The organism is Candidatus Cloacimonadota bacterium, from assembly GCA_012522635.1.
In the GTDB taxonomy this organism is placed as follows: domain Bacteria; phylum Cloacimonadota; class Cloacimonadia; order Cloacimonadales; family Cloacimonadaceae; genus Syntrophosphaera.
Genome location: JAAYKA010000111.1, coordinates 1 through 7,335, shown reverse-complemented (window position 1 = coordinate 7,335; position 7,335 = coordinate 1). Strand labels below are relative to the sequence as shown.

Sequence of the window (7,335 nt, the reverse complement as noted above, 5' to 3'; positions counted from 1 at the left end):
TCAATTCCGCATTGGATAACTGGGATAAACCCCTGATGAATTGGTATAATGCCTATAACAAAATGATGTGGAGCATGGCGCGCTCACTGGGACTCGATTTGGCGACCCTCACACGCGCTCAAATCACAGAGCAGACACTACCCTGCATCACGGTGAAAGCCGCCGTGGAAGCGGGTTATCTGCCCCCGGTGACGAGTTATGAAGCCTTGGTGGAGGAATTTTGAATGCCCGCCAAACAACAAAAAAGCGGGACCCAAAAAGAGTCCCGCATGGCGTATCTATGTTTCTTGAGAGGTTTATGCCATCATGTCCGCAACGTCGGAATCGGCGTCGGCGGTGGCTTTCAGGCCAAAGGTGTCGATGATGACCTGCGCCACGTTTGGAGACAGGAATCCCGGCAGGGTGGGTCCCAAACGCATGTTCTTGAAGCCCAAAAAGAGCAGGGCAAGCAAGACTGCCACAGCTTTTTGTTCATACCAGGCGATGTCGAAAGCGATGGGAAGCTGGTTCACGTCGTCCAAACCGAAGGCTTCCTTCAGTTTGAGCGCGATTATGGCGAGGGAATAGGAGTCGTTGCATTGTCCGGCATCCAACACCCTGGGAATGCCATCGATGTCGCCCAAAGGCAGCTTGATATAGCGATATTTGGCGCATCCGGCGGTGAGAATCACGGCGTCTTGGGGCAGCTTTTCAGCCACATCTGTGAAATATTGGCGGCTGTTGTGTCTGCCGTCGCAACCTGCCATGACCACAAATTTCTTGATTTTTCCGGCTTTGATGGCTTCCACAACCTTGTCTGCCATGCCCATAACGGTGCGGTGGTTGAATCCGCCCACGATTTTTCCGGTTTCCAGCTCAATGGGCGGCTGGCAGGTTTTGGCTTTGGCGATGATGGCGCTGAAGTCCTTCTGTTTGCCGGGTTCGCGGTCGGGAATATGCACGGCGCCGGGATAGCCGGTCATGCCAGTGGTGTAAAAGCGGTCCAGATAGGTCTGCTTGGGAGTGAGCGGCACGATGCAGTTTGTGGTCATCAGGATGGGGCCGTTGAAGCTTTGGAATTCGGAAAGCTGATGCCACCAGGAGGAGCCGTAGTTTCCGTGGAAATGTTTGAATTTTTTGAAGGCGGGATAATAGTTCGCGGGCAGCATTTCGCCATGAGTGTAAATGTCGATGCCCTGGCCTTCGGTTTGCTGAAGCAGCTCTTCCAAATCCAGCAGGTCGTGTCCGCTAATCAGGATGCCGGGGTTGGTTCCCACGCCCAAATCCACTTCGGTGGGTTCTGGAACGCCGTAGGTTTCGGTGTTGGCGCGGTCCAAAAGTTCCATAACTTTCACGGCATATTCGCCGGTTTTGACCACCAAATTGGTCAATTCTTCAGCGCTGAGGCTGTCGTCGATGGTGGCGGCAAGGGCTTCCATCATGAATTTGTTTACTTCATCGCTTTGATAGCCAAGCATCCAGGCGTGTTCGCCATAAGCGGCGATGCCTTTGAGGCCGTAGATGATGGTTTCGCGCAGGGAGCGGATGTCTTCATTTTCGGTTGCCAAAACGCCAACTTTCTCGCCGAGGGTGTAGTAATCTTCGGGCTTCACCTGGAAGGTGGCGGCATCGGGGCAGCTCGGGCAAATGGTTCCGGCTTCCCAGCCCAGTTCCATTTTGCGTTTGTCGCGCAGGGCGAGGGCTTCGTCGATGAATTTGATAATCTGTTTTTCATCCCAGTTTGCGTTCGTGATGGAGCGGAAAAGGCCACCCATCACAAAGAGCGCGTCTTCGGGATAGTAAATGTCTTTTTTTGCCAATTGCACGCTGGCGAAGGCGATGCCTTTCATGGCGTGGATGGACAGGTCGAAAAGGTGGCAGAGTTCAGGGGATTTTCCACAAACTCCGCGAACGGTGCAGCCGGTGTTCCGGGCTGTTTCCTGGCATTGATAACAGAACATGCTCATTATGGTTCTCCTTGTAAGGGGTTGTGTTTATTAGGGTTTGGGCATTTTGATGACCAGCAAGCGCAGGTCGCTGTCACCATTATTCAAAACCGCGTGGGGAATGTCTTTGGGACTATCGACGATGGTATCCTGCGGGAAAACCTGCTCTTCATCGCCAATCACGAAGGTGGCGGTGCCTTCCAAAACGTAGAAGGCAACGTTAACGGGGGTTGTATGAGCCGCCAGATGGGCTCCGGGGCTGAGGTGCAGATGAACGATTTCGCCTTCCGGCTGGACATAAATCTTGGTGCCGGTGATGCCGTTTTTATTTACGACAGGCTCGAGTTCAGATACTTTTCTGCTCTGCATACTATTCTCCTTGATTGTTTATTTGAATCATAATTTTGATGGTTTGAAAAAGTTTTTCACCCTCGGCAATCAAATCAAAAGATTGCCCGCCCATGTTCCATTGGTTCACAGTGTAGCGCATGGAACCCACGATGATGCGGAAAAGCTGGCAGGGTTCGAGTTTGGGGTCGATGAGTCCAAGCCTTTGCCCCTCTTGCAGATAACAGACAACCGCCTCGCGATGGCGGCCGGAAATGCGCTGCATCTGGCTGCTGAAGGATGGGTCATGCGCGAAAGGCTCCTCGGAAAACATCACCCGCGCCAAATCCGGGTCGGCAGTAAACATGCGGTAGCGGTTCATCACAAAACGGCGCAGGCTTTCCAGCGGATTCAGGTTTGACGTGGAAATTTCCTCCAAAATCTGACAGCTCAGGTCTTCAAAATAGACCAATAACTGGTTGATGAGCTCCTTTTTACTGGCGAAATGACGATATAGCGCGGCTTCCGTCAGCCCCAGGGACTGCGCGATGTTTTTTGTGGTTAAAGCCTGAAAGCCACGACGGGCGATGATGCCAATCGCAGCCTGGACTATATCCTCTTGTCTTTTGGTGAGTACCATCAACCAGCCTTTATGTTAGTGAGTGTTTACTAACCACTTTTTTAAACTTGGAAAATCTGGCAAGGTTTTTTTTGCCCAAGCCCCAGAATGCCTATTGCCAAAACCATTCAGGCTTTTATATTGTTAAAAGACAGGAGCCAGAATGAACTATTCAAGACCCCAGCGCGACGAACTCATCAAAATGCTCTCGCTTTCCGAACCGGATGAGATTGCAGCGCTTTATAAACAAGCCTATCAAGTGAAGCTGGAGCACATGGGAAACAAGGTCCACCTGCGCGGCATCATAGAACTCAGCAATATTTGCAGCAAGGATTGCTATTATTGCGGCATCCGCAGCAGCAACACCAAAATGGAGCGCTATCAGATTTGCCGGGAAGAGGTTTTGGAAGAAGCCAGTTGGTGTTTCCAACAGCGCTATGGCTCGCTGGTTTTGCAGGCCGGCGAGCGTGAAGACAAGGTTTGGACTGATTTTATCACCGAACTTGTGAGCGACATCAAAACGCTCAGCCAGGGCAAACTGGGCATCACGCTTTCCCTGGGCGAACAGAGCGAAGAGGTTTTCCGTCAATGGTTTGAAGCCGGCGCGCATAGATATTTGCTCAGAATTGAGGAAGCCGACCCCGAACTTTATAAAACCCTGCATCCCGCAGACCATTCCTTTGAAAAACGGCGGGAATGCCTGCGCATCCTCAGAAAAGTGGGCTATCAAACCGGAACCGGGGTCATGATTGGCCTGCCGGGTCAAACCGTGGAACATCTTGCCGATGACATTCTTTTCTTTTTTGATGAGGATATCGACATGATTGGCATGGGACCCTTCATCCCGCATCAGGACACGCCTTTCGCGCATTTGGTGCCGGGTTATGACAACGAAAAAGCACTGGAAGCGGGGCTCAAAATGATTGCCGCCACGCGTATCGCGCTCAAGGATGTGAATATAGCTTCCACCACCGCCTTGCAAGCTTTGCAGGCTGCGGGACGTGAAATGGGACTGCTGGCAGGCGCAAACATCATCATGCCAAACGTGACAAGTACCAGCTATCGCAAGGGTTACCAGCTTTATGAGGGGAAACCCGGTTTGGATGAAAATGCCCCGGACACGCGGGACGCCCTGGAAAAAAGCATCCATTCCATCGGAGAAAGCATTGCCTACGACGAATGGGGGGATTCGAAACACTTTGCCAAGCGGAAAGAAGCGGTCACACCTCAGTAAAGTAAAACGAGACTATTCCCTTGACGGATTCAGCCGACGTGGAATTTTGTTTTTTCAGCCTTGAAGAAGGCTCATAAAAATATCAGCAAGGATAAAACAAATGCAAAACATGAATCAACTGATGAAACAGGCGCAAAAGATGCAGCAGGAGATGATGAAATCTCAGCAGGAGCTGGAATCCAAAGTCTTTGAAGCCTCTTCCGGTGGCGGCGTGGTCCGCGTGGAAATGACCGGAAAGTTTGAAATCAAAAGCCTGAAAATCGAGCCCGACGCCGTTAGCCCGGAAGACGTGGAAATGCTGGAAGACCTCATTCTGGCTGCCATCCAGGAAGCACATTCCCAGGTTTCCGAAGCCACGGAAGAGATTATGGGCAAGGTGACCGGAGGGATGAAAATCCCCGGGCTGTTCTAAATGCTCGTTTCCCCCGGATTGGAGCGGCTGATTCAAGCCCTGAACCGCTTTCCAGGCATCGGACGCAAAACCGCGCGACGCCTGGCTTGGTTTTTGGTGAGCCAGGATTCCTCTTTTGCCCTGGAGCTGGCGGAAACCATCAAAAACACCGTGGAAAGCTTTACCACCTGCAAATTTTGCAATATGTTGGCGGAAAGCGACCCCTGCCCTTTTTGCAGTGCGGAAGACCGCTCGGACGACCTGCTCTGCGTGGTGGAAAACACCGCTGACATTCAAATTATCGAAGATATGAACGACTATCGCGGGCGCTATTTCGTTTTGGGCAGCCTGCTCTCCCCCATCGATGGGCTGGGGCCAGAACAAATCCGCTCCGCCGCGCTTTTGCAAAGAATCGAAAGCCTGGCTCCCGAAGAGGTGGTTTTGGCTCTCAAACCTTCCCCAGAGGGCGAAGCCACCATCCATTTTCTTTCGGAATTGCTTGATAACAATGGGGTTAAGGTAACCCGACTTTCCACGGGCATCCCCTTTGGCGGCGAACTTGAATACAGCAGCATGCTGACTCTTTCCAACGCTTGGAAGCGGCGTTATCCGGTTTAAAACCATGTTTACCGGCATTATTCTTGCCACTTCCAGGGTTTTACGCGTGGTTCCCAGCGCGGGGGCAAAGATGCTCAGCATCCAGCGTCCCAAGGTTTTAGGCGAACTCAAAATCGGCGCCAGCATCGCCTGTGACGGCATCTGCCTCACCTTGACAGGGTTTTCTGAGAGCAGTTTTGAAGCAGAAATCATGGCGGAAACACTGGCGAAAACCACCGCCGGAAGCTGGAACACCAACAGCATTGTGAATTTGGAACCCGCCTTGAAAATTGGCGATAGCCTTGATGGGCACTGGGTTCAGGGTCATATCGACCGCGTTTCCACCCTTCTGGAAAGCAAAACCAGAGGCGCCACCACCTGGCTGCGTTTTGAGCTGGATTCGCGAGACAGAGCCTTGATGGTGCCGCAAGGTTCCGTGGCTGTAAACGGCGTCAGCCTCACCATTTCGGAGCTGAAACCCGCCTCTTTCACCATCGCGCTGATTTCCCACACCCGCCAAAATACGAACTTGGGACAGCTCAGCCCCGGCGCCAAGGTCAACCTCGAATATGACGTTTTGGGAAAATACGCGCGTGCCCTGCATGAAACTGGTTCGCTTAAACTGGAAGACTATGATGAATAAGCTTTTACGATTTCTTGTTCCGCTTGCCCTGCTGTTTTTTCTCACAGCCTGTGGCAGCAAAAAAAGCCCCACCGGCGGCCCGGAGGATTTGGAGCGTCCCATCATTTTGAACTCTTTGCCTGCCGAATTTGGCCAGATTGACCAGAACCGCATCGAGATAAATTTTTCCAAACCTTTGGACAAAAACTCCGTTGCCCAGGCGATTTACATCTATCCGCCCGTGCGGAACAAAAAGATTACGGTGGATAAAAGCAGCCTCCATATCCGCTTCAACGAAGAACTGCTGCCAAACACAAACTATTATGTGACAGTCAGTTCGCGCCTGAAAGACATCCGGGGCAACAACCTCGAGGAAAACCAAACCCTCATCTTTGCCCATGGCGAGCTTCAAAACCTGCGGATTTCTGGCAAAGTGAGCTTTGAGGAAAAAGACGATGCCGCTCTGCCAGTGCAGCTCAGGCTGCTTTCCGCGGATTCACTGAATGTATTGAGCGCGGTTTCCCAAGGTGGCAGCTATGTGATTGAATCGCTGAATCCCGCTTCCTACCTGCTGCGCGCCTATGTCGATAAAAACCGTAACAATCGCCACGACCCGGATAGCGAACCATTTTATGAAACCCAACTGCGGTTGAGCCGTTCCCAGAATTTGGACATCCATCTGGCTTACGCGGACACCACCAAACCCACAATCAAACAGGTTCAAGCCGTCAACGACCGCGAAATTCTCATCCATTTTTCCGAAGCTTTGGCAGGTTACGAATCCGTTAAATTGTTGCGGCTCGACACCGGTGGCGAACTGCCCATCCTCATTGCAAGCCTGGATTCCAACAAGCTTACCCTGCTCACTCAGGAACAGGAACCCACCAACTATCGGGTCGAAATCCGCGGCATCCGTGACCCCAAAGGCAACCTCAGCACCTTTGAAAAAATGGATTTCCGCGCTTCCGAACAAAAAGACCTCCAGCCACCCAAGCTGGTTTCCAGCACACCCCGCAACGGCAGCTCTGTGAACAGCCTGCAGCCCTCGCTGGAACTGCGATTTTCGGAAATCATACCCGCCTCCGCGTTTTCCGCCAGCCTGCGTGCCGCGGAAACAAATGTGGATATCGACTTCAGCATCGAAGGCGCCAACAGCTCTTTTTACACCCTCAAACCCAAACAACCCCTGCAAAACTATCGTTCCTACAATTTGACGGTCTCTTGCGCGGATATCAGCGGAAACAAAGACGAGTTCAAGCTGAGCTTTATGCCGCTTTTGCGCGGGAATTGAAGCCGAGTCCGAGTCATTGAGGGATGGGGATTAAGCCCTTTTATATAGAACGAGTCTGCTGTTTTTCGGGTTCTTAAACCCTAAACCTTTGTGTCGCTTAACTTTGCCTTTGAAACATAAGGAAGACATAAGGCGGTAACCGGAAAGGGGTTCTATTTTAGCCCGCGGATTCAGGTTGTTGACTATGAAGGTGGCGGAAGTGCCGTTTTTGTCATCCCCACTCCAAAGAAAGTCCACGCCTGACTCTGGCTCAGGAGTAACCGCGCATTAACTCATTATCATCCCCATTTTTTATGAGGATGATAATGAGAAGCTATAAGGTCATGTTA

Annotated in this window: 9 protein-coding genes; 6 read left to right on the top strand and 3 right to left on the bottom strand. The window is 51.7% G+C overall.

Going from position 1 to position 7,335, the window contains the following annotated elements:
- The first annotated feature begins 35 nt into the window (after positions 1 to 35).
- Positions 36 to 224, top strand: coding sequence for a hypothetical protein (locus GX135_05885; GenBank protein ID NLN85615.1), 189 nt, complete (start codon positions 36 to 38; stop codon positions 222 to 224).
- 72 nt (positions 225 to 296) lie between these two features.
- Here the strand turns inward: GX135_05885 and hcp are convergent, their stop codons facing one another.
- The 3 genes from hcp to GX135_05870 are packed head-to-tail and all read right to left on the bottom strand — an operon-like array spanning position 297 to position 2,892.
- The gene (gene hcp, locus GX135_05880) at positions 297 to 1,946 is read right to left on the bottom strand and encodes a hydroxylamine reductase (GenBank protein NLN85614.1); all 1,650 of its coding nucleotides are present in this window, start codon (positions 1,944 to 1,946) and stop codon (positions 297 to 299) included.
- Between the two features lie 30 nt (positions 1,947 to 1,976).
- Positions 1,977 to 2,294 (bottom strand): cupin domain-containing protein, encoded by a 318-nt coding sequence (locus GX135_05875; protein ID NLN85613.1) that lies wholly within the window; start codon positions 2,292 to 2,294, stop codon positions 1,977 to 1,979.
- 1 nt (position 2,295) lies between these two features.
- Positions 2,296 to 2,892 (bottom strand): TetR/AcrR family transcriptional regulator, encoded by a 597-nt coding sequence (locus tag GX135_05870; GenBank protein ID NLN85612.1) that lies wholly within the window; start codon positions 2,890 to 2,892, stop codon positions 2,296 to 2,298.
- A 142-nt stretch (positions 2,893 to 3,034) separates the two neighbouring features.
- Here GX135_05870 and hydE point away from each other — a divergent pair, with 142 nt between their 5' ends.
- From hydE to GX135_05845, 5 genes are all read left to right on the top strand, one after another.
- The gene (gene hydE, locus GX135_05865; GenBank protein NLN85611.1) at positions 3,035 to 4,105 is read left to right on the top strand and encodes a [FeFe] hydrogenase H-cluster radical SAM maturase HydE; all 1,071 of its coding nucleotides are present in this window, start codon (positions 3,035 to 3,037) and stop codon (positions 4,103 to 4,105) included.
- 100 nt (positions 4,106 to 4,205) lie between these two features.
- Positions 4,206 to 4,517, top strand: coding sequence for a YbaB/EbfC family nucleoid-associated protein (locus tag GX135_05860; protein ID NLN85610.1), 312 nt, complete (start codon positions 4,206 to 4,208; stop codon positions 4,515 to 4,517).
- On the top strand, positions 4,518 to 5,114 hold the full coding sequence (recR, locus tag GX135_05855) for a recombination protein RecR (protein NLN85609.1): 597 nt from the start codon (positions 4,518 to 4,520) through the stop codon (positions 5,112 to 5,114). It begins immediately after the preceding gene.
- A gap of 4 nt (positions 5,115 to 5,118) precedes the next feature.
- Positions 5,119 to 5,736, top strand: a complete 618-nt coding sequence (locus GX135_05850; protein NLN85608.1) for a riboflavin synthase — start codon at positions 5,119 to 5,121, stop codon at positions 5,734 to 5,736.
- Complete coding sequence (locus GX135_05845) at positions 5,729 to 7,006, top strand: Ig-like domain-containing protein (GenBank protein ID NLN85607.1); 1,278 nt, start codon at positions 5,729 to 5,731, stop codon at positions 7,004 to 7,006. Before GX135_05850 ends, GX135_05845 begins: the two co-directional genes overlap by 8 nt.
- Positions 7,007 to 7,335 lie beyond the last annotated feature (329 nt).

Coding starts and splice junctions, on each gene's coding strand:
- GX135_05885 (NLN85615.1), top strand. CDS start 36: ATGAATTGGTATAATGCCTATAACAAAATGATGTGGAGCATGGCGCGC.
- hcp (NLN85614.1), bottom strand. CDS start 1,946: ATGAGCATGTTCTGTTATCAATGCCAGGAAACAGCCCGGAACACCGGC.
- recR (NLN85609.1), top strand. CDS start 4,518: ATGCTCGTTTCCCCCGGATTGGAGCGGCTGATTCAAGCCCTGAACCGC.
- GX135_05875 (NLN85613.1), bottom strand. CDS start 2,294: ATGCAGAGCAGAAAAGTATCTGAACTCGAGCCTGTCGTAAATAAAAAC.
- GX135_05850 (NLN85608.1), top strand. CDS start 5,119: ATGTTTACCGGCATTATTCTTGCCACTTCCAGGGTTTTACGCGTGGTT.
- GX135_05845 (NLN85607.1), top strand. CDS start 5,729: ATGAATAAGCTTTTACGATTTCTTGTTCCGCTTGCCCTGCTGTTTTTT.
- hydE (NLN85611.1), top strand. CDS start 3,035: ATGAACTATTCAAGACCCCAGCGCGACGAACTCATCAAAATGCTCTCG.
- GX135_05870 (NLN85612.1), bottom strand. CDS start 2,892: ATGGTACTCACCAAAAGACAAGAGGATATAGTCCAGGCTGCGATTGGC.
- GX135_05860 (NLN85610.1), top strand. CDS start 4,206: ATGCAAAACATGAATCAACTGATGAAACAGGCGCAAAAGATGCAGCAG.